General features: G+C 61.9%; 26 protein-coding genes, 1 tRNA gene and 1 pseudogene. 11 read left to right on the top strand and 17 right to left on the bottom strand.

The annotated features are described in order from the left end of the window. A pseudogene (locus EOA32_RS38335) lies at positions 1 to 271 on the top strand (HlyD family type I secretion periplasmic adaptor subunit); the annotation flags it as partial. A 335-nt stretch (positions 272 to 606) separates the two neighbouring features. Continuing rightward, a complete protein-coding gene (locus EOA32_RS02505; RefSeq protein WP_245499125.1) occupies positions 607 to 1,509 on the top strand; it encodes an aspartate/glutamate racemase family protein in 903 nt (300 codons plus the stop codon). A gap of 43 nt (positions 1,510 to 1,552) precedes the next feature. On the opposite strand, the gene EOA32_RS02500 is transcribed toward EOA32_RS02505, so the two are convergent. From EOA32_RS02500 to EOA32_RS02470, 7 genes are all read right to left on the bottom strand, one after another. Further along, on the bottom strand, positions 1,553 to 2,542 hold the full coding sequence (locus EOA32_RS02500) for a membrane dipeptidase (RefSeq protein ID WP_128370755.1): 990 nt from the start codon (positions 2,540 to 2,542) through the stop codon (positions 1,553 to 1,555). A 312-nt stretch (positions 2,543 to 2,854) separates the two neighbouring features. Then, on the bottom strand, positions 2,855 to 4,060 hold the full coding sequence (locus EOA32_RS02495; RefSeq protein WP_245499124.1) for an ABC transporter substrate-binding protein: 1,206 nt from the start codon (positions 4,058 to 4,060) through the stop codon (positions 2,855 to 2,857). A 17-nt stretch (positions 4,061 to 4,077) separates the two neighbouring features. Beyond that, positions 4,078 to 5,079, bottom strand: a complete 1,002-nt coding sequence (locus EOA32_RS02490; RefSeq protein WP_128370753.1) for a branched-chain amino acid ABC transporter permease — start codon at positions 5,077 to 5,079, stop codon at positions 4,078 to 4,080. Further along, complete coding sequence (locus EOA32_RS02485; protein WP_128370752.1) at positions 5,076 to 5,957, bottom strand: branched-chain amino acid ABC transporter permease; 882 nt, start codon at positions 5,955 to 5,957, stop codon at positions 5,076 to 5,078. The genes EOA32_RS02490 and EOA32_RS02485 overlap by 4 nt, the downstream gene beginning before the upstream one ends. Then, positions 5,954 to 6,241, bottom strand: a complete 288-nt coding sequence (locus EOA32_RS02480; protein WP_128370751.1) for a hypothetical protein — start codon at positions 6,239 to 6,241, stop codon at positions 5,954 to 5,956. The genes EOA32_RS02485 and EOA32_RS02480 overlap by 4 nt, the downstream gene beginning before the upstream one ends. A gap of 1 nt (position 6,242) precedes the next feature. Further along, positions 6,243 to 6,953 (bottom strand): ABC transporter ATP-binding protein, encoded by a 711-nt coding sequence (locus EOA32_RS02475; RefSeq protein WP_128370750.1) that lies wholly within the window; start codon positions 6,951 to 6,953, stop codon positions 6,243 to 6,245. Further along, complete coding sequence (locus tag EOA32_RS02470) at positions 6,950 to 7,744, bottom strand: ABC transporter ATP-binding protein (protein ID WP_245499123.1); 795 nt, start codon at positions 7,742 to 7,744, stop codon at positions 6,950 to 6,952. The genes EOA32_RS02475 and EOA32_RS02470 overlap by 4 nt, the downstream gene beginning before the upstream one ends. A 354-nt stretch (positions 7,745 to 8,098) precedes the next feature. Between EOA32_RS02470 and EOA32_RS02465 the strand changes: the two genes are divergently transcribed. Continuing rightward, on the top strand, positions 8,099 to 8,926 hold the full coding sequence (locus tag EOA32_RS02465) for a hypothetical protein (RefSeq protein WP_128370749.1): 828 nt from the start codon (positions 8,099 to 8,101) through the stop codon (positions 8,924 to 8,926). Between the two features lie 34 nt (positions 8,927 to 8,960). Further along, positions 8,961 to 9,545 (top strand): YceI family protein, encoded by a 585-nt coding sequence (locus EOA32_RS02460; RefSeq protein WP_095827120.1) that lies wholly within the window; start codon positions 8,961 to 8,963, stop codon positions 9,543 to 9,545. Between the two features lie 183 nt (positions 9,546 to 9,728). Here the strand turns inward: EOA32_RS02460 and EOA32_RS02455 are convergent, their stop codons facing one another. The 3 genes from EOA32_RS02455 to EOA32_RS02445 form a co-directional block, all read right to left on the bottom strand. Then, entirely contained in the window at positions 9,729 to 10,613 is an 885-nt protein-coding gene (locus tag EOA32_RS02455) for a methylenetetrahydrofolate reductase (RefSeq protein ID WP_128370748.1), read from the bottom strand. A 16-nt stretch (positions 10,614 to 10,629) separates the two neighbouring features. After that, positions 10,630 to 11,478 carry a formyltetrahydrofolate deformylase gene (gene purU, locus EOA32_RS02450; protein WP_128370747.1) on the bottom strand — a complete coding sequence of 283 codons (849 nt, stop codon included), beginning with the start codon at positions 11,476 to 11,478 and terminating at the stop codon, positions 10,630 to 10,632. 156 nt (positions 11,479 to 11,634) lie between these two features. Continuing rightward, entirely contained in the window at positions 11,635 to 13,014 is a 1,380-nt protein-coding gene (locus tag EOA32_RS02445) for an aminomethyltransferase family protein (RefSeq protein WP_128370746.1), read from the bottom strand. Positions 13,015 to 13,121: 107 nt separating this feature from the next. Between EOA32_RS02445 and EOA32_RS02440 the strand changes: the two genes are divergently transcribed. Continuing rightward, positions 13,122 to 14,021, top strand: a complete 900-nt coding sequence (locus tag EOA32_RS02440; RefSeq protein WP_128370745.1) for a LysR family transcriptional regulator — start codon at positions 13,122 to 13,124, stop codon at positions 14,019 to 14,021. A gap of 56 nt (positions 14,022 to 14,077) precedes the next feature. On the opposite strand, the gene EOA32_RS02435 is transcribed toward EOA32_RS02440, so the two are convergent. After that, positions 14,078 to 14,617, bottom strand: coding sequence for a cupin domain-containing protein (locus EOA32_RS02435; RefSeq protein WP_128370744.1), 540 nt, complete (start codon positions 14,615 to 14,617; stop codon positions 14,078 to 14,080). A gap of 28 nt (positions 14,618 to 14,645) precedes the next feature. Next, the gene (locus EOA32_RS02430; RefSeq protein ID WP_128370743.1) at positions 14,646 to 14,999 is read right to left on the bottom strand and encodes a DoxX family membrane protein; all 354 of its coding nucleotides are present in this window, start codon (positions 14,997 to 14,999) and stop codon (positions 14,646 to 14,648) included. 235 nt (positions 15,000 to 15,234) lie between these two features. Here EOA32_RS02430 and EOA32_RS02425 point away from each other — a divergent pair, with 235 nt between their 5' ends. Genes EOA32_RS02425 through EOA32_RS02415 form a run of 3 tightly spaced genes read left to right on the top strand, consistent with a single transcriptional unit; the run spans position 15,235 to position 18,081 of the window. Then, entirely contained in the window at positions 15,235 to 16,332 is a 1,098-nt protein-coding gene (locus EOA32_RS02425; RefSeq protein WP_245499126.1) for an alcohol dehydrogenase catalytic domain-containing protein, read from the top strand. A 19-nt stretch (positions 16,333 to 16,351) separates the two neighbouring features. Beyond that, complete coding sequence (locus EOA32_RS02420; protein ID WP_128370741.1) at positions 16,352 to 17,374, top strand: amidohydrolase family protein; 1,023 nt, start codon at positions 16,352 to 16,354, stop codon at positions 17,372 to 17,374. A gap of 35 nt (positions 17,375 to 17,409) precedes the next feature. Then, a complete protein-coding gene (locus EOA32_RS02415; protein WP_128370740.1) occupies positions 17,410 to 18,081 on the top strand; it encodes a 4-carboxy-4-hydroxy-2-oxoadipate aldolase/oxaloacetate decarboxylase in 672 nt (223 codons plus the stop codon). A 61-nt stretch (positions 18,082 to 18,142) separates the two neighbouring features. Here the strand turns inward: EOA32_RS02415 and EOA32_RS02410 are convergent, their stop codons facing one another. The 4 genes from EOA32_RS02410 to EOA32_RS02395 form a co-directional block, all read right to left on the bottom strand. After that, positions 18,143 to 18,778, bottom strand: a complete 636-nt coding sequence (locus tag EOA32_RS02410; protein ID WP_066997878.1) for a TetR/AcrR family transcriptional regulator — start codon at positions 18,776 to 18,778, stop codon at positions 18,143 to 18,145. 131 nt (positions 18,779 to 18,909) lie between these two features. Beyond that, positions 18,910 to 19,857 carry an ABC transporter substrate-binding protein gene (locus EOA32_RS02405; protein ID WP_128370739.1) on the bottom strand — a complete coding sequence of 316 codons (948 nt, stop codon included), beginning with the start codon at positions 19,855 to 19,857 and terminating at the stop codon, positions 18,910 to 18,912. Positions 19,858 to 20,216: 359 nt separating this feature from the next. After that, positions 20,217 to 20,291, bottom strand: a tRNA-Gln gene (locus EOA32_RS02400). Positions 20,292 to 20,462: 171 nt separating this feature from the next. Then, complete coding sequence (locus EOA32_RS02395) at positions 20,463 to 20,807, bottom strand: VOC family protein (RefSeq protein ID WP_066997872.1); 345 nt, start codon at positions 20,805 to 20,807, stop codon at positions 20,463 to 20,465. Between the two features lie 218 nt (positions 20,808 to 21,025). On the opposite strand from EOA32_RS02395, the gene ppdK reads away from it, so the two are divergent. The 3 genes from ppdK (at position 21,026) to EOA32_RS02380 (ending at position 25,834) form a co-directional block, all read left to right on the top strand. Then, a complete protein-coding gene (ppdK, locus tag EOA32_RS02390; RefSeq protein WP_095830407.1) occupies positions 21,026 to 23,710 on the top strand; it encodes a pyruvate, phosphate dikinase in 2,685 nt (894 codons plus the stop codon). A gap of 121 nt (positions 23,711 to 23,831) precedes the next feature. Continuing rightward, positions 23,832 to 24,935, top strand: coding sequence for a glycosyltransferase family 9 protein (locus EOA32_RS02385; protein WP_066997866.1), 1,104 nt, complete (start codon positions 23,832 to 23,834; stop codon positions 24,933 to 24,935). Positions 24,936 to 25,087: 152 nt separating this feature from the next. After that, the gene (locus tag EOA32_RS02380) at positions 25,088 to 25,834 is read left to right on the top strand and encodes a polysaccharide deacetylase family protein (protein WP_189406831.1); all 747 of its coding nucleotides are present in this window, start codon (positions 25,088 to 25,090) and stop codon (positions 25,832 to 25,834) included. 75 nt (positions 25,835 to 25,909) lie between these two features. On the opposite strand, the gene EOA32_RS02375 is transcribed toward EOA32_RS02380, so the two are convergent. After that, complete coding sequence (locus EOA32_RS02375) at positions 25,910 to 26,299, bottom strand: DUF427 domain-containing protein (RefSeq protein ID WP_095830405.1); 390 nt, start codon at positions 26,297 to 26,299, stop codon at positions 25,910 to 25,912. Positions 26,300 to 26,322: the final 23 nt, after the last annotated feature.

Below are 26,322 nucleotides of genomic sequence, written 5' to 3'. Positions count from 1 at the left end.
GTTCACAGCCCTGAACGCGCGGACCACACCAAAAGTGCCGGGAAAGGTGTTCTACATTTCGGCGGACCGGCTGACCACTCCCAGCACTGGACAGCCCTATTACACCGTGCGGCTCAAGATGGCCGACAAGCTGCCACCGCAGGTCAAGCCCGAGCAGATCTACCCAGGCATGCCGGTCGAAACCTTCATTTCAACCGGCGAGCGAACGTTTCTGAGCTATCTGACCAAGCCACTAGTGGACTCGTTCCAGCGCGCGTTTCGGGAAAGATAGGCCCGATCCTGCCTCCTGCGGCCTTCAACATTACCCGAAGTGGAACTCTTCCGCCGGATTATGCGCAACCGTGGTTCGGCCAGTCACGGTCCTCGGTTTTCACGGCCAAAACGTCGCACGCTCGTAGCGCTCGAGGCGACGGGCTTTGTAGTGGCTGTCTCGCCACGTGATCGAGGCAAGGACCATCACCTATTGGGCTGCGGTCGCCTTCCTCCTTCCTTGCCATGGTGAGCTGGTCTCGAAAGGATAAGCGGGATGATCCCGCCCATCGCCAGAGTCTCGATCTCGAAGTCAGTTTCAACAGCCGCGGTCCCTTGCACCCGGACGGCATCGAGATGCATCTCGATGACAGCATCTATCCCGGCGACAAGTGGGAGTACCGTCTGCGCCGTGGCGACTTCGTCGCCAAAGCGCACGGCGCGCGGCAACTTGCCTCGCGCAATGTATGGGCGCGGATCCCTGCCGAGAGCGTATGGGTCTTCGCGGCGGCAGCCGCGAAATATTCATTGGTACCAACGCCGCTTGCTCTCGGGGCGGCCTCGTTTAACATTCGGTCTCGCACAATGACGTCACAGCCTCGCATTGCCCTGATCCATGCCACGCCCATCTCGATGGAGTCGATCAGATCGGCGTTCGAAACGCGATGGCCTGGCGTCGAAACCGTCAATATCCTCGAGGACAGCCTGGCAGTGGACCGCGCCAAAACCGCTGACCTGACGAGCGACATGATCCGGCGCATCGAGGCCTTGGCCAGCTATGCCCGTTCGATTGGAAGCGATGCCGTGCTGTTCACCTGCTCGGCGTTCGGGCAAGCGATCGAACAGGCCGCGGCGAAGCTGGACGTTCCGGTCCTGAAACCGAACGAGGCCATGTTTCAAATGGCGATCCGCCGTGGCGGCCGCACCGCAATGCTCTACACTTTCCCGCCGTCCAGGGAAGGAATGGAGCAGGAGTTCCGGGACGAAGCCGCCCGTATGGGCCAAGCTGCCACCATCACGAGCTATTTCGTGCCGGGCGCGATCGAGGCGGTGCGTGCAGGAGACGTGGAAACCCACAACCGGCTGATCGCGGCTGAAGCCGCCAAGCTGAAGGATTTCGATGCGATCGTCTTGGCACAGTTCTCCATGGCGCGCGCGCGGGATGCGGTCAAAGCGGCGACGAACATCCCCGTATCGACCAGTCCGGATGCGGCCGTCGCGAAGCTGCGCGTCCTTCTTGGCGCGGACCAACCCGCCTGACCAAAAGAAGGTCCCACGGAGCGCTCGACAGCTGCTCCGGTGGCTATTTCCAGATTTCCCGGGCAAGGCGCATGAAGTTGCCGCCTATGACGTCGCGGACCGCTCCTTCCGGCTGACCGCGACGAAGCAGGATCTCGGTCAGCTCTTTCATTTGGGCTGGTGCCGAATAGGTCGTTTCTCCCGCATATTCCCTCTTCGGCCAGAAATGCGGATTGCTGGCGATGATGTCGTCGATGCCTTCGATCTCGACCGGGAAAGCATGGTCGAGGCCGATGCCAACATGGCGTGGGCCAGCGAGATCGATCAGATATTCGACATGGTCGGCCAGCCGTTCGGAATCGGTGCGCGCCTCGCCAAGGAAACGGCTGAGCCCGACGACGCCGACGATGCCGCCGGTGCGGGCGCAGGCCTTGATCTGCTCGTCCGTGATGTTGCGACCGTGGGCGCAGAGCGCTTTCGGATTGGAGTGCGAGAAGATGACTGGCCGGTCCGTGTACTCCATCACGTCCATGGTGGTGCGGTAGCCGGTGTGGCTCACATCCACGAACATGCCGAGGCGGTTCATCTCGTCGATCACCTGCCGACCGAACGCGGTCAGACCCGGGTCTTCGTCATGGCATCCGCCGCCGGCAAGGTTGTTGCGGTTATAGGCGAAAAGCATCTGGCGCACGCCAAGGCCATGATAGAACTCGACCATCTCAATCCGGCCGTCCAGGGCATTCATGCCTTCGATGTCAAAGGTGACCGCCAGCTTGCCTTGCGCCTTAGCAGCGAGGATTTCGTCGGCCGACGAGACGAGCACGTAGTCGGCGGGACGCGCCAGGATCCAGTGGCGGAAGCAGCTGAGATTGGTTACCGTCATTTCCCAGGGCAGCAGATCGAACCCGACATCGATGGACAGATAGTCGACACCGGCGTCTCGCCAGATCCGCAGGTTGTTCAAGTCCGCGGCAGGATCCGGCATGAAGCCGGAATGGGCGTCCCAGACGACTTCGCTATCGAGAATGGACCGGGCTCTGGTTTGAAGGTTCATTGCCGTTCGTACCGGAATTTGCACCAGCCCCAATCTCTACCATACTGGCTAGAATGGGGAAGTTGCGTCCGGTACGCAGAGCATTTGCAAACTGCCTGAAGCTGGATCTGCCGTCACGCGCAACGGAATCCGGATTCGCCTTCGCCAGCATCTTCTGCCGAATGACTTCCGGCAAAAACGGATCGCAGATAGGACTGCCGACGATATTGTCGGCTCACGAATCGCTCAAACAAATCGAACTTCGCCCTGGCGAGAAAGGCGCCCGCAAAACGCGGACGCTCGCAGCCGGCAGCAACCTGTGTCGATCGTCCGTTACTCTTCCGTCTTGCCCTCGAAATCCAGAAGCTTGCCAACAGGCACGTACTTCTGCCCGTCGAACTGATAGAGCTGCAGTGCCTCAATCGGGAAAATATCGGAGCCGGCTTTGGTGTTCAGCTTGATCCCGTCCAGCAACAGTGGATCGTCCCACTTCTGCATGTTGAAGACGGTGTCGAGGAGCTCAGCCCGGGTCGGCTTCTTCATGTGCTCGAGCGCCTTCACAAGAGCATCGCCGGTCGCGTAGCCGACCTGTCCGATGGTGTTGGCGAAGACGAAGTTGACCTTGGCCGCGGCGATATCGTCCAGATACTGGTCGATACCCGCGTCACCGGTTTTTTCCGGGCTAACGATCGGTTTCAGGAAATTCGAGGTGATGATGCCCTTGGCGTTCTCGAGCCCCACCGCCTGCAGGATCGGGTAGGCCGAGGAAAGGTTGGTGACGAGCGTCAGCGGCTTCCAGCCGCTCTCGGCCTGGAAGCGGATTGCTTCACCGCCTTGTTGCGGCGCGGCGATGATCACCAGCGTATCGGCGCCGGAAGCCTTGAGCGCTGTCAGTTGCGTTTCGACGGTCGGATCCTGCGAAGTCACCGGTTGCCGATCGACGACCTTGACGCCTGAGCCGTCGATGGCCTGGTCGAAGGCCTTCATGAAGGTTTCGCCGGTCTCGGTGTTGAGATAGAGGAGCGCGACCTTTGCCTCGGGCTTGTTGTCCTTCAGATAAGTGGCGAACGACGCCGCCTCGGTCGAGAAGGCCGGGACGAACCCTATTTCCTCGTGCGGCGCGTTCAGCTTGTGGACGCCTGAATACATGAAGACATTGGGCACTTTGCGTTGTTCGATATAGCGTCCGATGGCGACATTGTTCGGCGTGGCAGCCGTGCCGACAAGGGCGAAGACTTTGTCCTGCTCCACCATCTCGCGCACGTTCGCAAGCGTTCGCTGCGGATCGAGCATGTCGTCCTTGATCACGAGCTCGATCTTGCGGGTCTTGCCGTCGGACATCTTGACGCCGCCGTGGGAATTGGCGGCCTCGACCCGGGCGCGGATGCCTTCTGCGACCGCGCCGACGACGGCGACGGGACCGGTGAGCGGACCGGTGATGCCGATCTTGACGGTGCTGTCGGTGATGCCCGGTGTCTCGTCAGCTTTCGCCGGAGCGACACCGACGGCCAGCGCAAGTATTGCCGCCGTCGCAAGCATTCTTGGTATACATGGTCTCATAACTTCCTCCCTGATTGGCTCATTGATCCGGCTTTGCCGTTGGCGTTCGACCGCGCCTTCAAGGCAGCGGCGAGTCTCTCCAGCAGACCGGCAACCCCTCCGCGCGCCAGAAGCATGATGCCGATCAGTGCCAGCGCGTAGATGACGTTGCCGAGTGCGAGATTGATGTTGGACGTCCATGTCGGGACGAAGGTGATGAACAGCCCGCCGATGAAGGCGCCGACAATGCTTGTCGAGCCGCCGACGATGCTCCCGATCACGATGGTGATGGAAAGTGGGGCGAGAAAGGACTGCGGACTGATGAAGCCGTTGAGGATCGCGAAGACGCCGCCGCCAAGCCCAGCGAGCGCAGAGCTGATGGCGAACGCCCACAGCTTGGTCTTGGTCAGGTTGACGCCGAGAGCCTCCGCGATCTGCGGACTGTCCCGTTGCGCCTGGAGCGCGCGGCCGACGTCGCCGAGGAGAACGAGATAGACGATGAATGCCGCGACGCAGGCGCACCCCAGCGACACCAGATAGAGCCAGAGCTCGGAGTAATCGGCCAGGAACGCAGGCGGCTCCAGGGAATCGATCGGCAAGCCGGAGACTCCGCCCGTCCAACTGCCGAGCTTCAACAGAAGCTGCGGAAAGGCCGCCGCGACACCAAACGTGATGATCGCAAGCTGCAGCCCCTGCAGACGCAGGGCCGGCAGTCCGACGACGAGACCGGCCAGCGCGGTAAAAACAGCTGCCGCGGGCAGGGTCGCCAACGGGTGGACGCCGTAGGTCGCGTTCAAGATGGCGGTGACGTAGGCGCCGATGCCGAACAGCGTCCCCTGGGCGAGGCAGATCTGCCCGGCAAACCCCATAAGCAGGTTGAGGCCAAGAATGGCGACCGCATAGGAGATGGCGATGCTCACCTGCTGCAACTGGAAGCCTGACAAAGTGGCCGGCAGCAATGCGGCGACCAGCACAAACCCAACGGTTGCCGCGACCGTGCGCCGAATGTCGTTGCTCATAGCTTGGTGACCTTCTGTGAGCCGAACAGACCGACCGGCTTGACCAGCAGGACGAAAAGGGTGAGCCCGATCGGGACCGCGATGCGCATGTCCGCACCCAGAAAGCCGATGTAGTTGGCGCCAAGGCTCTCGCTGACGCCCACCAGAAGGCCTCCGGCTATCGCGCCGAGCGGACTGTCCCAGCCGCCAACGGTTGCCGCGGCAAGGCCGTAGAAAAGGATCGGGGTCATCATGGTCGGGCTCAAAAACAGCCGTGGCGCGACCAGCACCGCCGCGATCATTCCGATCGCCGCGGCGAAACCCCAGCCGAGCATCAGCATGCGCTCGACGTTGATGCCCACCAGAACGCTGCGAACGCGGTCGAAGGCCGCGGCGCGCATGGAAAGCCCAAGCCTTGTGAAGGCGAAGAGGGAGGCGATGGCCGCGGCCAGGATAATGAGGATCAGCAAGGTACCGGCCGACGAAGCCAGCACCCGTACCTCACCGAGGCTGAAGCTGCCTTCGGGAAAAAGGCTGGGGAACGGCTTCTGCTCGGCGCCCCAGAGCCACGTCACCATCGCCTGGAAGAGCACAAACATGCCGAGCGTGACGACCACTGTCGCCTCGACTGGTGCTGCCAGGAGCGGGCGGACGAAGACCCGAAACGCCAAGATACCCAGCACAAAGGAACCGGCCAGGCCGATTGCAATCGAAAGCCATAATGGCAGGCCCCACAGGCATAGCTGCCAGGTGCAGTATGCCGAGAAAGTCGCCATTTCGCCTTGACCGAAATTGACGACGTTGGTGGCGCGAAAGATCAACACCAGTGCAAGGGCAAGAGCCGCATAGATCGCGCCGGTGGCAAGACCGCTGAGGACGATTTGCACGAAAAGGGTCAAGCCCAGCCTCCCAACTGCAACGCCGAGGCCGTCGACCTGCGCGCCTTCGATCCGAGAGCCTTGGCCAAGGGAACCCTGGCGTTTGAGGACGGGGAAATGGCGGTTACCACGATCAGGAATGGCAGTCCGGCGGTATCGTGAATGTCGATGAAGGAGGCTGCATCGAGGCGGTCGGCCGACGCCCGCCTTGTAAGACGCGAGACCAGCACGAGGGCAATCACCAGCACGGCGTAGACAGCGCCTGGGGCAATGCCGCAAACAATGATCTGGTGAAACGTCGCCACGTTAGTCCCCAAGGTAAGATTTCTGGATATGCTCATTTGCAAGTATCGCGCCGGCTGAGCCGCCGGCCACGATATGCCCGGCCTCGATGACATAGGCGCGGTCGGCGAACTTGAGCGACAGGTCCGCGTTCTGCTCCACGACCAGGAGCGTCAATCCATCGATGTCGCGGAGTTCCTTGAAGATCGCGAATATTTCGCGCGTGATGACGGGCGCGAGACCCAATGACGGCTCGTCGCATAGCAACAGTTTTGGCCGCGACATGAGCGCTCGCGCAACCGCGAGCATCTGCTGCTCGCCTCCGCTCAGATTGCCGGCCAGTTGGGAGCGGCGTTCGCGCAATCGCGGAAAGCGATCGTACCACCGCTCCTTGTCCTGTCGGACCTGGCGGGCATCGGAGACGATTGTGGCGCCCAGCGTCAGATTCTCGTCGACGGTGAATTCCGTGAAAGTGCCTCTGCCCTGGGGAATCTGCGCTAAGCCGCGTTGCAGACGCCGTTCCGGCGCCATCTTTTGCAAGTCGCTTCCCATATAGGCGATCTCGCCGGCCGAGCGGATCGTGCCCGAAAGCGCGCGCAGCAAAGTGGTTTTTCCCGCGCCATTGGCGCCGAGCAGGACAACGAATTCGTTCTGCGCGATTGCGAGCGAGCAGTCAAAAAGCGCCCGTACCTTGCCGTAGGAGGCCGAGAGATTGCGGACGTCAAGCAGTCTCACGTGCTCCTCCCGAGGTAGGCGCCGATGACGGCTTCATTGGTCCTGATTTCTTCGGGGCGTCCTGACGCCAGATTTCGACCGAGGTGGAACACATGGATCCGGTCGCACAGGCTCATGACCAAACCCATGTGATGCTCGATCAGGAGGATCGAGAGCCTGCGGCTATGCCGGATCGTATTGACGAGGGTGCCGAATTCGGTGACCTCGCCATGGGTCAGTCCGCCGGCCGGCTCATCCAGCAACAAGAGCTTGGGCTCGGCCGCCAGGGCGCGTGCGATCTCCATCCGCTTTTGCAAGGGATAGGGCAGGGAGTCGGCGCGCACGCTCGATAATGCGGCCATTCCCAACTCATCCAGAATTGATTCAGCCTGGCGGCGGACCGTCTTCTCCTCGGCCCACGCACCGAAGGGATTGAGAAGGGCACGCGCGACTTTTCCACCCATCTTGTGGTGTGCGCCGAGCATGACGTTCTCCAGGACGCTCAGCGAGCCGTACACGCCGACATTTTGGAACGTCCGAGCGATCCCGAGGCCGATAATGTCGCGCACCGCCGAATTGGAGATTGTCCGGCCTGACAGTTCGATGGTGCCGCGTTGAAGGCGGGTCAGGCAGGTGATGGCATTCAGGAAGGTGGTCTTGCCCGCGCCATTCGGGCCGATCAAGCCGCAAATCTCGCCATCGCCGACGTCGAGCGAGACATTGTCGAGCGCCTGCACGCCTCCGAAGCTGACCGATACGCCATCCGCCGCGAGCACCGGCAGATAGGCGTTGATATGTTCCTGCACAGCCACGCACTCCTCCCAGGCGTGTCAGCGGAACCGGCGCTTCCGCGTCTGTCCCACTTTAGATACCATATAGTATTTGAAGTCTAAGTCGTATGTCAACCGGCTTAGCCGTTGCATCTGCACTAAGGCGAGGCGGGTTCCGGCCAGCTGCCCAGGCGGATTGACAAGGTTAGTGAGATACGCTTTGGTATTTGAAATCTGATCGGTATCCGGAAGGGGCCGGTCATGGAGAACTCAGACCGGGGAGGACGGTGTGACTTCATCCTGCCGCAAGGTGCCGCGAGCGTGTGCCCGCTATCCTATAGCCAACAACGGTAATGCGACGTGATTGGCGTTGCCCGATCGCCGCAGGAGGCCGTTATGCTGGCGGTCGCCATTTGCGGCCTTTTGTTGTTCGCCTTGAGCGGCCTGATGCGATGGGGGCGCGTCGATCGCCGTTGGTACGATTTCTTGATCCCGCTCGGCTTCTTCCTGTCCTACTGGTTGACCTACAATCGCCTTCCCTCCTTCCCTCCGGTCGGCGCCGTCAACAAGGTGTTCTACCTGGCGGCGGTTGGATCGATCCTGGGCGTGGCGGCGGAATGGACAGGCAGCCGCAGGCTCGGACAGTTGCTGTTGGCGGCACTGCCGGTCGCCTCAGCAGCTTACATCGGCGATACGATTGCCCGGGCGCAGCCTCTCGACCCGGTCGTCGCCGCTCTGGCCGGAGCGGCAGCGCTATATGCGCTTCATCGGGAAGCTGGCGATCCCGATGAGGGATCAGATCTGCGCCCTGCGATCATGCTCGCGGTTGCCAGCGCAGGCTTTGCTCCCGTTGCCTTCATGGGAGCGTCATCATCCAGCCTGCAGTTGTCGCTTGGCGTCGCCTTTGGCATCGCCGGCATCGTGGTTTGGCACCTGTCCCGGCCGAATTACCGCTTCGGATGGGCATCCTTGCTCGGCGGAGCGGCGGGCATGATGGCTGTGGCGCAGACCGTCGCGCTGATCACCCGCAAGATCGACCTTCTCGCCCTTGCGGTGCTCCTGCTGCTTTTCCTGGTCCCTTCGGCCTGCCGCGTGATCCTCGATCGTCTCGATCAGAAAAGCCCTGCACTCGCCACGTTCGTCTTCGCAGGGTTCTGCCTGGTGCCGGCCGTCGCGGCAGTCGCAGTGATGCTGGCACGGAAGGGGTTCAGCCTTCCGCTGTGAATTCGCTTTTCGTGCATCAACAAAGGAGGATGGAATGAACTACAGACTGAAACTAGCTTTGCTAGCTGCACTCGCATCGGCGCCAATCGGGCCGGCAACCGCACAGCCGATCACGTTCGACATCGATCCGGTTCATTCCGGCATCGTGTTCTTCATCAATCATCTCGGCTTCTCCAACGTCATCGGCGTTGCAAAAGAGTTCTCCGGGGAATTCACCTTCGACAAGGACGCGCCTGAGGCCAGCAAGCTGCAGGCCAAGGTCAAGGTGTCCAGCATCTCCACCAACAATGCCCAGCGCGATAGCGACATCCAGGGCGCCGACTGGTTCAATGCCACCGAGTTTCCGGACATCACCTTCGTCGGCACCAAATTCACCAAGTCGAGCGACAAGCAGGGCACCATCACGGGCGATCTCACCATCGCCGGTGTGACCAAGCCGGTGACGCTCGACGTGACCTTCAACGGCCAAGGCAAGAACCCGTGGGACGGCAGTCTTGAGGCCGGCTTCAGCGCGACTGCCAAGTTGAAGCGCAGCGACTTCGGTATGACGGCCAATCTTCCCCTGATCGGGGACGAGGTCACGCTGCGCATCGAAACGGAGGGGCGCGGCCGCAGCTGACGGCGGCTTCGCGCTGTCCTGAGCGCGCCGGACGTCCTCGCGGATGTCCGGCGGAGCTGACTGAGAGGCTGCGCGTAGCAATCGTGCCGCAACATTCGCCCATGTCGCGGCAACGAGAGACCATGGCGCGCCGACGATCGGCGCGCGATGGTCTGGCTCGGCTCTCGGGAGGCAGCTACGCGCTTAAGCGATCGACGAGCGATCGTCGGCTTCGAGGTCTTGCCACGAGCCACGCTCGTAGAGCCACCTGGCCGTATTCTTGATGCCGCCAAACGGAAAGACATGCAGCTGCGCGATTGCCGAATCCGGCTTTGCCCGCAGATGGTGCTCGATCGGGCCGACGAAGCTCTCCGGCGAGTGACTGGTGGCAAGGGCGGCAAGCGAGGCGCTGCGCTTTTTCAAGAAATTCAGCGAATTGCCGACGCCGCACAAGGCGGCGTATTTTAGCAAGGTCGTGATCTTGGCGGGACCGGCCACGCCAAGATGGATCGGCAGGTCCACCCCGGAAAGCGCCAGGCCGTCCGCCCAGGCGATGAACTTGTCCGCGTCGAAGCCAAATTGGGTGACGACACGCATCTTTGCCCCGGTCCGCTCGGCCCAGGCGCTCTTCATCTGGAGCGCTGCAATCGCCGCCTCGTCGCCAAAGTCGCGACTGCCTTCCGGATGGCCGGCTACACCGACCTCGGCGATGCCGTACTTGTCAACGAAACCAGTCTCGAGCACCTCGAAAGAGGAGGAAAATGAACCGGCTGGGGTAGCCACGTCGCCGCCGATGATGAGCAAGTCGCGGACACCCGCTTCCTCAGCCAAAGCCTTCACCCGCGTTTCCAGCGCTTGGCGCGTGGTCAGTCGGCGAGCGGCCATATGGGGAACCGCGGTGTAGCCTAGGTCCGCGACGCGACGCGCTGCCTTGACCAGGGTAGGCGTGTCCGCCAGGCCGATATCGGTGATGTAGACCCGGACCCCCGACGGGAAAAGGCCCGGCAAGTCAGGGGAGTCGATCACCTGGCTTGGCGCCATCTCGATCGAGGCGTCGATAGAGGAGGGGCGGATAGCAGCTTTTTCCATGCGCGTGGCTCCGTTGTTAGGCGAAGACGACGGTCTTGCGTCCATTGAGCAAGACCCGATCCTGAAGGTGGAAGGCGACCGCGCGGGCCAGCACGCGGCGTTCGATGTCCCGACCCTTGCGAACGAGGTCCTCGGGCGTGTCGGCATGGGTCACATGTTCGACGTCCTGGGCGATGATCGGACCCTCGTCCAAGTCTTCGGTGACGTAGTGCGCCGTTGCTCCGATCATCTTCACGCCGCGCTCATGCGCCTGGTGATAGGGCTTGGCGCCCTTGAAACCCGGCAGGAAAGAATGGTGGATGTTGATGCAGCGGGCGGAGAGATAGGCTGAGAAGTCGTCGGATAGGATCTGCATATAGCGGGCCAGCACGATAAGCTCGGCGCCGCTATCTTCGATCACGCGCTTGATCCTCGCCTCCTGGGTGGCTTTGGTCTCATGGCTGATCGGGAAGTGGTGGAAGGGAATGGCGTCGTCGGAGGCGAGGTTGAGACCTTCTCGCGGATGGTTGGAGACGATGGCGACAACCTGCATGGGCAACTCGCCCAGTCGTTGGCGGTAAAGCAGGTCTACCAGGCAGTGGTCGAATTTCGAGACAAGCAGCAGAACCTTGCGGGGCAGGTTCTGGGGCCGCAATGTCCATTGCAGGCCGAAGCGGTTGACCTCCTCGGAAAAACGCCCGGCGAGATCATTGAGGGGCGAAGGCAAATCGAACGCTACCCTCATGAAGAACCGATCCGTCTCGGGGTCGTCGAATTGCTGGGCCGCGGTAATGTTGGCGCCATGTGCGGCCAAACGGCTCGCGACGCCGGCGACGATGCCCGGCCGGTTCTTGCATTGGAGCGTAAGCAGATAGGACTTTTGCATACCCGGTCTCCGGGTTGACGGCCGAGCTGAAGGACAAGGCAGTTTCTCGCGTCGCAAAGCGACACCGGCAGGAGGTCCCGCCAGTTTGTTGTCGTCGGGTGCGGTTGCCGTGAGGGGAGGGCGGCCGGCAGGCCGCCCTCTGTTCAGGCGTGCGGCTTAGGCGTTCTTGCGATAGCTGGTGCGCGCGTGCGCGTCGATCGGCGCCGGGTGGACGGTGGCGCGGATCTTGAACTGCACGTGGTCTTCAACCTGCACCTTGGAGGATGGCTTGGGCTCGCCCCACACCACCACCAGTTCGGTGCCAGGCTCTGCCACTGCCGCATCCACGACCGCGATCGACATCATCGAACGGTAGTTGGCCGAGTATCCGGTATGAAGCGAACGTCCGGCCAAGTTTCCGTTTGGCGCCTCGACCCGGTCGTAGTGATAGGTCGCGTAGTGGGCGATCGGAAGGTTGATGAACTTCGCTCCGACACCTGGCTGGTACATCGAGGCCCAGGCCTTGGCGACGTCGTCGCCGTTCCACTGCAGCGTCACCTTGCGGTTGGCCCTGGTCTGGCCGTCGGCGACCTGGGCCTCGAGGGCCTTGCGGCCGATGAAGTCATGGTCGAATTTGACGATTTTTCCGTAGCCCACGTCGTAGGGCGAGAAGTAATAGTCCTCGATGTTCTCGGAAAAGAAGCTTCCGCCGAGAGACACATTGGCATCGATCTCGTCCGCGGCAAGCCACTTGCGGAAGCCCGCCGTGCTCTTGCCCGAGTAGAATGCCGGCAACGGGCGCGGAAGCCATCCGGACTCGAGCGAGTTGGTCAGGTACGCCCGGCCGCCGACCTGAATCATGTTGTGCTTTTTGCCCGCCTCGAGCAGAGCGGCCCGAACGACCTCATGATCGGCCCAGGGCCCGACGAACTCGAAGCCGGGTTCGCCCGCCATGCCGTGGCGAAGCGCGCGGACCATCTTGCCGGCGATCGTGAAGCGGGTGCCGTGGAAGAACTTCACATCCGGCGGCTCGCCGCCGATGAGTTCCCGGATCACGTTGAACGCGCCAGGTCCCTGGACCTCGTAGCGGTAGCACAGCGGATTTCCCTTGCGGGCATAGGACGGGTTATCCCGCACAAGCTGGACGTCGTAACCGCCGGTCTCGGCATGATACTGAAGCCAGTTGATCGTCGGCGGAATGCCCACCGCCTGGAATTCGTCTTCCTCATAGCGGAACAGGATGTTGTCGCCGATGAGCTGGCCTTCGTCGTTGACCGCTACATACTGCTTCGCGGCGTTGACGGGAAAGTATTCAACGCTGTTGATCGCCGTGTCGCGGATGAGCTTCAGCGCATCCTTGCCGCGGATGTTCAGGTCGGCGAGATGGTGCGACTGGTCATAGAGCACGGCGTTGCTGCGCCAAGCGAGCTGTTCGTCGCGCCAGTTGGTGAATTCCGGCGTCACCGGCGTGCTGACGATCGGCGGGCTCTGCGATTCCCAGAGCATGGTTTGGGCGCTTCCAGCGTCAGCGATCTTCTGTTCGAGATTAGCAGCCATTTTCAATCCTCCTGTGCAGCTCCTTTCCGGCTAAGCCCTTGCAGGACATCTAACAACCCAATAGGTTCGATACAGGTGATCGAAATTTTGCATAGAGAGTAGGCGTCATGCTGTCGGAGGAGCTTGCCCAGATCGACCTGAATGCCTTGCAGGCATTGGTCATGGTCAACGACTGCCGGTCCTTTTCAGAGGCGTCGGAGCGCCTCGGCGTCAATCAGTCGACGATCAGCTATTCGATCAAGCGGCTTCGAAAGGCCTTCAACGACCCGATGTTCGTTCGGCAGGGCAACTCGATCCTGTCGACCGACAAATGCCGTCAACTCGCCCAGGAAGCGCGCGATGTCCTCGAGCGCATGCAGGCGTTGTCCTCTCTGCAAGGTTTTGATCCCGCTACGTCCACGGGCAGCGTGACGATCTCCTGTAACCATCACGAGCGTATGTTCCTGATGCCGGCCTTCGTGCGCCAGGTCCAGCAGCAGGCGCCCCAGATCGCGGTCAACATTTTTGAATCCGCCGTGCACGGCAAGCAGCAGCTCAAGGAAAACATTTGCGATATCGTGCTCGGCCCGGTGGCGATTTTCGGCGATATCTACTACCGGCGTAAACTCTTCACCGACCGCTACGCTTGCATCATGGATTCCAGCCATCCGCTTGCGGCCGGCGAACTGACGATGGATCGCTACCGGCAGACGCGGCATATCGCCGTGACCCACAATGGCCAGTGGGAGGCGTTGTACTTCGCGGCGCTTCGGGCAATCGACGTCAGGATTACGCCGAGCGTGATCGTGCCGAGTCACGACAATCTCGAAGCATTGATCCGGGGCACGGAGCTGGTCGCGACCATTCCCTATCGCCTGGCTCGCCGGCTTTCGGACAAGTTGACGTTGAAGCCATTTCCTCTCGAGGTGCTGATCCAGATCGACATGTATTGGACCGAGCGTTCTCACTATTCGGGCCTGCATGCGTGGACGCGCCAGATCCTCGCCGACGTGGCGGCAACGATCTGAGCGGTCCGAAGCCCAGCCGAGGCTGGTGTGGTCTCTCTGGGATGGTAACCGCTGCGTCAGACAGTGGCGCCGAGCATGATCACGGAGATCGTCGCCGGCTGGTCGCCTGGATTGCGCCATGCGTGACGAGTGCCCTGCTGGACCACGGTGTCGCCGGCATTTAGCTCGACAGTCCTGCCGTCATCGAGTTCCAGGATCAGTCTCCCCTTCACCACCGTCACGTAGTCGACGGTCGGGGTCTGGTGCATGCCAGGGCTGTCCGGCTCCATCCGCTCGGCAATGCCAGGTGATGCCTTGATGAGTTCGGGACCGGCCACCGCGGGATTCCATTCCGATGACGTGTAGACGCTGTCGGGAGGGAAAGTAATGATCCAGAACGATGATCCGCCTGCCGGCATGACCATGGTGCCGGTTGTCTCCATGGGGTCCTTGTTGTCGATGCTCCCCAGCTCTGGCGCCCCCTCGATTTTCCACTGGGGCGACGATACGAAACCCGGCGTGTGGCGCAGGACCATTTCCCCAGGGGAGGGGCCGTCACTGACGACCACTGACTTACCGGCGTTGTCCCTGCCAGTGACGACGCGCCGAACCTGCATATCACACCTCCCAGGTAGATGTTCAAAGTCACAGTGCCGAGATGAGGCAAGCGAGCGCCCAAAAAAGCGGGAATTCCGTTCCCATCTGCTGCCAGCGCCATTTGGCGCCGTTGATCTTCACCACTGCGTAGGCTGCTCCGAGCAGCACGACGATCGCGCAACCGGTTGCTGCTTTCGAATAGACGTTGAAAATCATGCCGAGCGCGGCAAGCACCTCGAGGACGATTGTCAGGACGAGGAATGCCTTGCCGGGCTTCAGACCGGCCTTCTCAAATGTAACCGGCGCCTTATCGAAGTTCCTGACCTTCCCGATCAGATGCGGCAGGAACCAGACTCCACATAGGATCCTCAGGCAGTCCTGAGGCTGCAACTCGAACGGCATTGTACGTTTCCTCCCAGCAGCGTGACGGCTGCAGCCGTTGTGAGCGGGCCCCGTTTTGGCCGCCAGCCACCCTGCGAAATCGAGCGTAGGCCCGAGGGCAGCAGCGATGGTTGGTACCGACACCGCAAATCGGGTCTTGCGTCACCCAATTCAGATACTATACGGTATCAACAGTCCAATCGGAATGTCAACTCGATCCGGTTGGCGGTATTTGAGGAGGAACATCGTGACAGTGATGATGCGCGCCGCACGGTTGCATGCGGTAAACGAACCAATGCGGATCGAGGAGATCGCCAAGCCTCGAGCGTGCGGAACAGATGTCGTGGTCGAGGTCAAAGCCTGCGGTATGGTCCCGAACCTCGCCAACGTGCTGAACAACTGGGAGAACTGGTATCCTCACCAGCCGCTGCCTCCCAAGCCCGCGACGTTTGGCCTTGACCCCGCCGGCATCGTGCACGAAGTGGGCGAGCAGGTCGTTGCCTTGAAGCCCGGAGACCGTGTCTACGTCAATCCGTTGCGTTCGTGCGGTGCCTGCCACGCCTGCGCCAGCGGCAACCAGATGAAGTGCGACTACTTCACCTTCGCCGGATATTTCGGGTTCAATCGCAACAGCCTCGAAATCTACAAGCGCTATCCCGGCGGCGGCTTCGCTCAATTCATGCGCGCGCCCCAGAGCGCCATCGTCAAGATACCCGACAATATGACGTTTCCGCAGGCTGCCCGCATGGGCTATCTCGGCACGTCCTATTCGGCGCTCAAGAAGCTGGGCAACCTTGCGGGCAAGTCGCTGATCATCAACGGCGCGACCGGCACGCTGGGTGTCGGCGCCACCATGTTCGCGCTCGCCATGGGGATTTCCACCATCTATGCGGTCGCGCGCGGCAAGCCATTGCTGGAAAAGCTGAAGCGCCTCGCGCCGAACCGGATCGAGATTTTTTCCAGCCTGGACGGCAAGGTCGCGGACTGGGTGCGCTCCAAGCACCACTCCGGCGCGGATTTCATGCTCGACAGCCTTGGCGCGGTGGCTGACGTCAACGCCATGAGGGACGCGATGATGGGCGTCAAACGCGGCGGCACCATCGTGAACATCGGCGGTACGGGCGCCGACATGCTGTTCAACACCAAATGGTGGATGGACAATTCGATGGTGCTCACCGGTTCGGCCTGGCTCAGCACCGCGGAGGGCATCGAGATAGCGGAGCTGGTCCGGTCCGGCGCGGTCGACCTGTCCGTGCTGGAAGCCCGCACCTATCCGCTGGGCCAGATCAATGAGGCGATCAACGGCGTAGCCTCGGGCGACGGTGGCTTCACCAACTATGTGCTGGAGCCCTGAGCTGCGGTTGGAGAATGCCATGATAATCGACTGCCACGGTCACTACACCACCGAGCCCCCGGCGCATCATGCCTATCGCAAGGCCCAGGTGGCGTTTGCCGAGGGCCAGCGCGACGCAGGTCCGGTCTATCCCGCCACAAGCGACGAGACGCTTCGCGCGACCGTCGAAGACAACCAGCTTCGTCTTCAGCGGGAGCGCGGCTCGGACGTGACAATTTTGTCGCCCCGGGCCTCGGGCATGGGTCATCATGTCGGCAGCGCTGCGCTGAATGCCGAATGGTCCCGTGTCTCCAATGATCTCATTGCGCGCATCGTGGACCTGTTCCCGCTGAACTTTGCCGGTGTCTGCCAGCTGCCGCAGTCGATGAGCGGTGACCTGGCTCCTGTGCTGGCTGAACTCGAGCGCTGTGTGGACGAGCTCGGCTTCGTCGGCTGCAATCTCAACCCCGATCCGTCCGGCGGCTTCTGGTCCGCGCCGCCAATCTATGACCGCTACTGGTATCCGCTCTTCGAGAGGATGGTCGAGCTCCAGGTGCCGGCCATGATCCATGTCTCGGGCGCGTGCTCGGCCTGCCTGCACACCACCGGTGCGCACTACATCAATGCCGACACCACGGTGTTCATGCAGCTGATCCAGGGCGACCTGTTTCGCGCTTTCCCAGACCTCAAGCTAATCATTCCCCACGGCGGCGGCGCGGTTCCCTATCACTGGGGCCGCTATCGCGGGCTGGCAATCATGATGGAAAAGCCGGATCTCGCCACGCACCTGATGCGCAACGTCTATTTCGACACCTGCGTCTACCACCAGGCGGGGATCGACACGCTGTTTCGCGTGATCGGTCCGGACCACATCCTCTTCGGCTCGGAACTGCTGGGCGCGGTCAAGGTGGTTGACCCGCTGACCGGCTTCAACTTCGACGACACGCGCCGTTACATCGATGCTTTGGGCCTCGACGAAGCCGACCGCGCGGCGGTGTTCGAGGGCAATGCGCGCAAAGTCTACCCGCGGCTGGACGAGAGGCTCAAGCGACAGGGTCGCTAGCGAGGTCCGGTCAGCACGAATCTCTGGAGATATCAATGGCAAAAGTCGTGACAAACACCGAACGTACGCCGATCGAAGTGTGCGACGCACTGGGCGCGCTGGGGGTGGCAACCGTTCACGAGGCCCAGGGACGCAAGGGGCTGCTGGCCTCGCGGCTGCGTCCCATCTATGACGGCGCCAGGATCGGCGGCAATGCGCTTACCTGCGAGGTGGCGCCGGGCGACAACTGGACCATTCATGTTGCATTGGAGCAGGCGCGGCCGGGCGATGTGCTCGTCGTGACTCCGATCTCTCCATGCGAAGACGGATTTTTCGGCGACCTTCTGGCTGAATCGGCGATGGCGCTCGGCATCCGAGGCTTCGTGATCGATGCCGGCGTGCGCGATGTGGCTGCTTTGCGAGCGATGAAGTTCCCGGTCTGGTCGAAGGCGATCTTCGCTCAGGGAACGGTAAAGGAGACGCTGTGCGATTGCCAGGTTCCGATCATCTGCGCCGGTGCCCGCATCTGCCCTGGCGACGTGATCGTCGCCGATGATGATGGCGTCTGCGTGGTGCCCCGTGCCAATGCCGAGTTGGTTGCGAGAACGGCACGAGAGCGGGAGGCGGCCGAGGAAGACAAACGTCGCCTCTACGCTGCAGGCAAGCTCAGCCTGGACGTCAACTCAATGCGCGAACGGCTGCGCTTGAAGGGACTTGTCTACGAATAGGCACCCGACGTCCACGAAGGAGAATCGGTCGGCCTTCCAACGTGGCGTGGCATGGTTCGCGTCAGGACGCTGCAGTCCGCTTGCGCACGGCCTTTCCGTTCTTATGCCTAAAAAGATGAGCCTCGTGCATCGACGTCAGCGCGACCCGCACCATTTCGCCGGGCGCCCTGTCGTCCATAAAACTCGACATGCCGCCATAGACGAGTTCGAGGACGATACCGCCGACATAGAGTGGCCGGGGTTCCGCATCCCCATACGGAAACAGCTTCTCCGACAACAGCCTGCCCAGCCCTTCCCACTGGTCCCTGAACAGGCGCAGGTGCCGATCCTCCAGCGTGTTGTCGCGGCGCGCGATGCGCAGCAGGTCGATGGCCAGCGTTCCCCAGCGCTTGTCCTTGGCGCGTTGGTTGGCCCATTCGCAAATGGATTCGATGACATCCTTCGGCTCGTCAACGCTGCGAAGCCTTTCGGTCAGTTCGACCACATCTCCGCCGGCGTTGCGCTCCAGCAGTTGCAGGAAGATGTCTTCCTTGTTCGTGAAATTGGAGTAGAAGGCCCCCTTCGAGAAGCCGGCCTCCTCTGCGATCCGCTCGATCGATGCGCCGGAATAGCCGTCTCGGGCCACCATCTCGCTGGCCGAAGCCAAAAGCTTTTCGCGCGTCAAGGCTTGGCTTTGTTCACGGGTCAGTCGCGCCATCTTTGATCATCCAATGAACGTATCGGGATACCCAGCGTATCTGAGCAAGCAACTTAGGGTCGTCGACCTCCAAGGGCAAGCGAAGGTGAGGGGTCAGTTGCGGGATTGCTTTGGTGCACGGCAGGATGGGTTCAGCCGACAGTGGTGCAAGCCGCGTCGAGGTAAGAAGCATCGAAGGCGTGCAGCGCTTGGCTCCGAAGGGCCTCATCGAGCAAATGCGCGCGGATCATCAGGTCAATCGTCGTGCGCAACGCGTTTGCCGGCACGGCCAGCTTGTCCGGCCACATGCCCATGTCACGCATGTATCCTAGACCACGATTGGCCAGGGTGGAGCTTTCCGGTGTGGTGATGCGTTGGAAGATCGGCAATGTTACGTCCTGCCGTGCCGGTTCATTGGTGATCGCATGGGCCTCAATCAGGGCGTTGATGAAGCGTATGACCACATCTCGATTGGCTTGCAGCCACGATGATCGGCCGATGACCGCGGTGAAGAGGATCTCGGGTATGAACTCATTGACCTCGCCGATCAGCTTGTAGCCTTGGTCCTCGGCTAGGAAGTTCCACGGCGCGGGCTGGGGAGCACAGTCGACTTGCCCGGCCTGCAGCGCCTCCCACCGTTTGGTATGAATACCCGCAAGCACGAATTCGTAGTCGGCGGGGTAGTGCAGTCCTTGGGAAGCCAGCACAATCTGCGTGTAAATCGCAGTACCCTCGGTGAGCGAGGACGTGCCGATCCTCTTTCCTCGAAGGTCCGCCAGGGTGGCGATTTCTGGCCGCGCCACGAGAGACATCGGCAGCCGCACTGCATTGGCCGCAACAATGCGCAGTTCTCCACCGTTCACGAAGTCCGCGACTGCTCCTTCTGGCGGCGTAATCGCAAGGTCGGCCTCACCCTCAAGGACAGCTCCTGTTGCCTTGTCGACGCTGCCGAAGCGCTTGTATTCGATGGCAATGCCGTGCTTGCCGAATAATCCCAACTCGTCTGCAAGGAAGACCGGAAGCCAATTGAACCCCTGCGCTCCGCCCGCGAGGCGAAGCTGGGCAGGCGTGGAAGGATCAGCTGTCGTGTTTTCGGCCATTGGCTCCTCCCGCCGGTATTCAGCACTGGGCGTTTAAATACTATAGGTATTGGAATTCCAATCGGTATGTCAATCGGCCACGCTTTTTTCCTCGCAGCCCGGCTGACTGAGCTACCGTGAACAATTGCTCCGCGTGCTCTCGATCGCGAAAAGCGGCCAACAGGGGCTACGGCCCTTGGCACCATACCGCACATGCTATCGTGAATTCGAAGCGGTCCTAAACGGCGCCGCTTCTCTTAAGTCCAGTTCCGGACGCCAGATTCTTGCTGCCGGTCCACGCATCCAAGGCCCTAGCCGAGTGCCCTAGACGAAGACCTGATCGATTTAGCTAAATCATTGAATAAAAGATAAAAAATGGTTGGCTGGGGCGCCAGGATTCGAACCTGGGAATGTCGGTACCAAAAACCGATGCCTTACCACTTGGCGACGCCCCAGCAGCCGGGCGGTGCCCGCTGCGCGCGGCCTTATAGGACGAGCCGGTCGAAAGCTCAATGCTTGGACCGCTGACATCCAAAGTAATCTTGCCGCATGTCTGCGCCGGCGGATTGCCGCCGCGTTCGGGCGTAATCTGGAGGGGAGATCGATCCGGCGACCGGAATTGCGGGCTATTCGCCCCACACGGCCAACTCGTTGCCGGCCGGGTCGGTGAAGTGGAACCGCCTGCCGCCTGGGAAGGAAAAGATCGGCTTGATGATGCTGCCTCCGGCATTCTCAACGGCCTCCAGCGTCTCCTCCAGGTTTTCGGAATAGAGCACGGGCAGCGGTCTGGCGGGCGCTTCGCCCGCATCGGCCTGGAAGCCGCCGTCGAGCCCCTCGGCAAAAGCGGAGTAAGTTGGCCCGTAATCGGTGAAAGACCAGGAAAACGCCGCGCTGTAGAAGGATTTGACGCTGTCTAGCGTGCCGCCGGTGGCCGGAAGTTCCAGATAGTCGAGTTTTCCCTCGAGTTTCATCGCGCTACTCCACTTTGTTCTTGTTGTGTTCTATCTCGCGCAACTCACACCGGCAAGTCTTTTTGACGCAGCTTTTGCTTAATCGATTGTAGTCGCGGCGCTTGCTTTGCCGGCGCTTGCCTTTCGCAATGCAGCATCTTATCGCTCGGATCGGAAGGGCGGGGACCGGGGCCTTGGCCCGGGTGTTGTCTATCTTCCAAAGGACCTGGAGGGCATGCATGACCAAGTGGGTTTACACCTTCGGCGACGGTGCCGCTGAAGGCCGAGCCGGTGATCGCAACCTGCTCGGCGGCAAGGGCGCCAACCTTGCCGAGATGTGCAGCCTCGGCCTGCCGGTGCCGCCGGGCTTCACCATCACCACTGAAGTCTGCAATGCCTATTACGCCAACGGCCGCACCTATCCGACATCGCTTGAAGCGGATGTCCTGGCGGCGCTCAACCATATCGGCAGGCTCACCGGCCGCAATTTCGGCGATCCGTCGAAGCTGCTTCTGGTCTCGGTGCGCTCCGGCGCCCGCGCTTCGATGCCAGGCATGATGGATACCGTGCTCAATCTCGGCCTCAACGACGAGACGGTCGAGGCGCTTGCCGCCGATTCCGGCGATGCCCGCTTTGCCTATGACAGTTACCGCCGCTTCATCCAGATGTATTCCGACGTCGTCATGGGCCTCGATCACGAGGTTTTCGAGGAAATTCTCGAGGACCAGAAGGCGAGCCTCGGCCATGAGCTCGACACCGAACTGACGGCCATCGAATGGCAGGGTGTGATCGCGCTCTACAAGGCCAAGGTCGAGGAGGAGCTCGGCAAGCCGTTCCCGCAGGACCCGCGCGAGCAGCTCTGGGGCGCCATCGGCGCCGTGTTTTCGAGCTGGATGAACAACCGCGCCATCACCTACCGTCGCCTGCACGACATCCCGGAAAGCTGGGGCACGGCGGTCAACGTCCAGGCCATGGTGTTCGGCAATATGGGCGACACCTCCGCCACCGGCGTTGCCTTCACCCGCAATCCCTCGACCGGCGAAAAGCAGCTCTATGGCGAATTCCTGGTCAATGCGCAGGGCGAGGACGTGGTGGCCGGCATCCGCACGCCGCAGAACATAACCGAGGCCGCGCGCATCGCTGCGGGCTCTGACAAGCCCTCGCTGCAGAAACTGATGCCGGAAGCTTTCCAGTCCTTCGTCGATATTTCCGACCGGCTGGAGAAGCATTACCGCGACATGCAGGACCTCGAATTCACCATCGAGCGCGGCAAATTGTGGATGCTGCAGACCCGCTCCGGCAAGCGCACCGCCAAGGCGGCGCTCAGGATTGCCGTCGAGATGGCCAAAGACGGGCTGATCACGAAAGAGGAGGCGGTCGCCCGCATCGACCCGGCCTCGCTCGACCAGCTCCTGCATCCAACCATCGATCCCAAGGCGGCGCGCGACGTGATCGGCGTCGGCCTGCCGGCCTCGCCGGGCGCAGCCACCGGCGAGATCGTCTTCTCCTCCGGTGAGGCCGAGGATGCCAAGGCGCAAGGCCGCAAGGTCATTCTCGTGCGCGTCGAGACCAGCCCGGAGGACATCCACGGCATGCATGCCGCCGAAGGCATCCTCACCACGCGCGGCGGCATGACCAGTCATGCCGCCGTGGTGGCGCGCGGCATGGGCAAGCCCTGCGTCTCGGGTGCCGGCTCGCTGCGTGTCGACTACAAGGCCGGCACGCTGATCTCGATGGGCCAGACCTTCCGCAAGGGTGATATCATCACCATCGACGGCGGCAACGGCCAGGTGCTGAAGGGCGCCGTCGCCATGCTGCAGCCGGAGCTGTCCGGCGACTTCGCCGCCATCATGGAATGGGCCGATGCCGCGCGCCGCATGAAGGTGCGCACAAATGCCGAGACGCCGCTCGACGCGCGCATGGCGCGCTCCTTCGGCGCCGAAGGCATTGGCCTTTGCCGCACCGAGCACATGTTCTTCGAAGGCGACCGCATCGTCGCCATGCGCGAGATGATCCTGGCCGACACCGAGAAGGACAGGCGCTCGGCGCTCGACAAGCTTCTGCCGATGCAGCGTTCGGATTTCCTAGAGCTGTTCGAGATCATGGCGGGCTTGCCGGTGACGATCCGGCTGCTTGACCCGCCCTTGCACGAATTCCTGCCCAAGACCGACGCCGAGCTCGCCGAGGTCGCGACCGCCATGAATGTGCCGGCGGACAAGCTCAGGCAGCGTACCGAGGCGCTGCATGAGTTCAATCCGATGCTCGGGCATCGCGGCTGCCGGCTGGCGGTCTCTTATCCCGAGATCGCCGAGATGCAGGCACGCGCCATTTTCGAGGCGGCGGTCGAGGCCGGCCACAAGGCCGGCGCGCTGGTGGTGCCCGAAATCATGGTGCCGCTGGTCGGCCTCGTGAAGGAGCTGCAATACGTCAAGGCGCGCATCGATGCCGTCGCGCAAAGCGTCATGCAGGAGACCGGCACCAAGATCGACTATCTTACCGGCACCATGATCGAGCTGCCGCGCGCAGCCATCCGCGCCCATGTCATTGCCGAAGCGGCCGAGTTCTTCTCCTTCGGCACCAACGATCTGACCCAGACGACTTTCGGCATCTCGCGCGACGATGCGGCCTCCTTCCTTGAAACCTATCGGCAGAAAGGTATCATCGAACAGGATCCGTTCGTTTCGCTGGACATCGACGGTGTCGGCGAACTGGTGCGGATTGCGGCGGAAAAGGGCAAGGGAACACGACCCGACATCAAGCTCGGCATTTGCGGCGAGCATGGCGGCGACCCGGCCTCGATCCGCTTCTGCGAAGAGGTCGGCCTCGACTATGTGTCATGCTCGCCTTACCGTGTACCGATTGCCCGGCTGGCTGCGGCCCAGGCGGCCGTGGAGGCCGCGAAGGGAAGAGCAAAGCGCGCCTGAACGGCGCGCTCCATCTTACGATTTCGTATGGAAACTCACGCGAACGTGCGCGCGCTGGTTCTCAATCTCGACATCGTTCCTGGGCAGTTTCTGGTTCCGAATTACTCGGGGCGTGAAACAGATGTTGCAGATTTCCCCCACCTCTTTCCGATCGATCCTGATCATGCAGACCAAGTTCATAGGCGACATCGTGCTTGCCTCTGCCTTGGCGAAGAACCTTCAGCTCGAATATCCAGGTGTGAAGGTCGTGTTCCTGTGCGATGCCAGGTTTGCTGGATTTCTAACAGCGCATGGGATCGCAGCGGAGGTCGTTTCGTTTAGCCGTGCCGGCATGCGCGGCACGCCGCTCCAGCGCGGGCGCGAGCTTGTACGGGTTGTGCGAACCTTGCGGCGGCACCGCTTCGACATGGTCATCGACATCACCGATTCGAAGACTTCGCGGCTGGTGTCCGGATTGGTCCGTGCCCCGATTCGTGTCGGCCACTATCCGACGGAGCGACCTCTGCGCTGGCTTGAGCGTCAGCCTGCCAATGTCAGGATGAAGCCGTACGGATTCGGCGAAAAGCATTATCTCTTCCGCTATTTGTCGCCGCTCGAGGTGCTCGGCGTCGACCTGCGCGTCAGGGCACCGGCTATCCGCCCGCTGCCCTTCGAAACGACGCAAGCGCTCGCCTTGCTGAGCAAGCATCATTTGCGGCCAAATGCCTTCGTGGCGGTGCATGCGGGGGCGAGCTTCATCGGGCGTCGCTGGCAGCCGGAGCGCTTTGCGGCCGCGATCGAACGGATATCGTCCGAAACTGGCCTGGACGCTGTGCTGATCGGCGGCCCTGATGAGCACGAGGCGGCGGACAAGATCATGGCGGCAGCGAAAACGCCGGTCGTCAATCTGGTCGGCACGCTCTCGCTCGAAACGTTGCTGGCGCTGCTCAAGGAGGCCAGGTTATTCCTCGGCAATGAGAGCGGCCCGATGCATATGGCGGCCGCAGCCGGCACTCCGGTCGTCGGTCTGTTCGGCCGGACCAATCCGGTTCGATGGGGCCCGGTCGGCGTCCCCAGCATCTCGTTGCGCCCCTCCATGCCCTGCGATTGCGTCGGCGGGGACCTGTGCCGTCGGACCGATTCGAGCAAGGCATGCTGTGTCTGGCGCCTTGAAGTGGATTCCGTGGTCGAGGCGGTGCGCGAACTTTTGGCGCGTACCGACGTGGCGCTTGAGCAGGCGGTCTAGCTCAAGTCTGCTAAAGGCGTGTTGAGCTTTTGCAGCTACTCTCCATGCAAATTGTCGCGCGGTGGCTTTTCGGATGCGAACCGTTCCGATTTTCGCCTAGATGCGCGTCTTGTTGACGCCATCTTGCGGTTGAGCGGCTTGACGGGCCGGGCATGGGAATGACGGGTTTGCTTCAAAAATCTCTTTGCGCGATCGCGCTATCGCTTGTCGTGGTCTCGGCTGGCAATGCCGGGACGCTGGTCGAACCGACGTTGCATCTGACGCCGCAAGGCGGCGGTGGCCGTGTCGCGCTCACGCTGGACGCCTGCGGCGGGAAGACCGATACGCGCATTCTTTCGGCCCTGGTAGAAAACAAAATTCCCGCGACTATCTTCGTCACCGGCATCTGGCTGAAGCGCAACGCCGCCGCTGTCGGGATCATGCGCGCGCATCCTGATCTGTTCGAACTGGAAAACCACGGTGGCCGCCACATTCCGGCGGTCGACACGCCCCGCGAGATCTACGGCATCAGCAGTGCCGGCAGTCCAGATGCCGTTCAGGCCGAGGTCGAGTCGGGTGCCGCGGCGCTTGCGAGCGCCGGCGGCCCGCCGCCGAAATGGTTTCGCGGCGCCACCGCCGAATACAGCCCGTCGGCGATCGCCATGATCCGCAAGCTGGGCTTCAAGGTCGCGGGCTTTTCCGTCAATGGCGACGGCGGCTCACTGCTCGGCGCCAAGGAAACCGCCCGGCGCATCGCCGCAGCCAAGGATGGCGACGTCATCATCGCTCACATCAACCAGCCGACCCATGCCGCGGGCGAGGGTGTCGTCCAGGGCCTGCTCGCCCTGAAGCAGAAGGGCCTGACCTTCGTTCGGCTGGACGATGCCGACGACGTCGGCAACGACGGCACCACGGATTGATCCGCGGGGGGTTGATGACGACGGTTGGGAGGCTCAGCGACCTCGGAGATCCGCGATGCTTTCCGCCGCAGTCTATCACTCCGGCTTAGTCTCGACCGTCACCTTGCTCGTATAGAACGCGCCGTGATCGCGGATGTCGACCATTTCGTCGAAAGGTTGCTCATAGGCCCACATCGCGTCCCTGCCGCTGTCGCCGGCCGGCAGCACGCTCCAATAGCTCGCGTCGCCCTTGTAGGGACAATGCGTCGAATGCTCGGTCCTGGCGAGCTTGCTGAAGTCGATATCGTCGAACGGGATGTAAAAAACCGCTGGGTAGGGCGGTTCCGACAAGAGCCTGGCCCGGGTTGACCTGGCGATGACGACGTCGCCGGCGCTGACCGTGACGGCGCCGCGATAAGGCTCGATCGTTATCACCTTGTCGGGATTGCGCTGAAAGCCGGGGGCGGGGTTGGCGCGCTTGTCCAAGACGGGTCTCCTTCAGCAGTCTG

The sequence above is a fragment of the Mesorhizobium sp. M1A.F.Ca.ET.072.01.1.1 genome (genome assembly GCF_004023325.1).
Taxonomy (GTDB): domain Bacteria; phylum Pseudomonadota; class Alphaproteobacteria; order Rhizobiales; family Rhizobiaceae; genus Mesorhizobium.
Note: the sequence above shows the minus strand (reverse complement) of the source record. Positions and strands in the feature narration are given on the sequence as shown.